Source organism: Thiorhodococcus mannitoliphagus (genome assembly GCF_010915725.1).
GTDB lineage: Bacteria > Pseudomonadota > Gammaproteobacteria > Chromatiales > Chromatiaceae > Thiorhodococcus > Thiorhodococcus mannitoliphagus.
In genome coordinates, this window is sequence record NZ_JAAIJR010000423.1 from 1 (window position 1) to 639 (window position 639).

Here is a 639-nt window from a genome sequence, read left to right on the forward strand (position 1 = left end):
CCACGATCCCGGGCTTGTCCAACAACCGGTTCAGATCGTCGCTCGCTTCGCTCGGACGATCTAACCTTATTCGTTAGGCGATTTCATTCGTTGATTATCCCGTTAATTGAGCCTGGCCCTTTTTCTTTTGGCCCTTTTTCTTTCTTGTTAGGCGATTTCAATGTCGAAAGACCCCTTTTGTGCCTTCGAACACTCGGGTCAACTGATTTTTAAGAGCGGAAACAGAATTCTCAACATTTGCTAGAGATACGCTTATTTCAGTGATTCCATTAAGCGGCATGTCCAGTGATATCCGTAATTTTCGTTCTTTCAATGAGCATTTTCTTACAATGTCGTAGTTTCCTTGGCTTTGATCACTAAACTCAAAATAGCAACCATTTGAACGACCTGTTGCTTCTGATGCCCCACGCTGAAACATCATGTAACCCTCAGGTTCTAACGCAATAGCAGCAACCAAGACATCGTTCTCTGATTCGATGCCTATCTCGGTAGCGTGGTATTCGCTCGCGTGTTCCATTCTTTTGACGCCTAACAGTTGAGTAGACAGAGTGTCGGTCCGGTGAGATAGACGGATTCTGCCTATCTGGGTTCGGGTAGATTCTGTCTATCCCAGACTGCTCTGCCCGTCCGCCGACCTCG

General features: G+C 46.6%; 1 protein-coding gene. It reads right to left on the bottom strand.

Features of this window, described 5'->3' with window-relative positions:
• Positions 1-157: 157 nt before the first annotated feature.
• Positions 158-517 carry a hypothetical protein gene (locus tag G3480_RS27255; RefSeq protein ID WP_164657292.1) on the bottom strand — a complete coding sequence of 120 codons (360 nt, stop codon included), beginning with the start codon at positions 515-517 and terminating at the stop codon, positions 158-160.
• Positions 518-639: the final 122 nt, after the last annotated feature.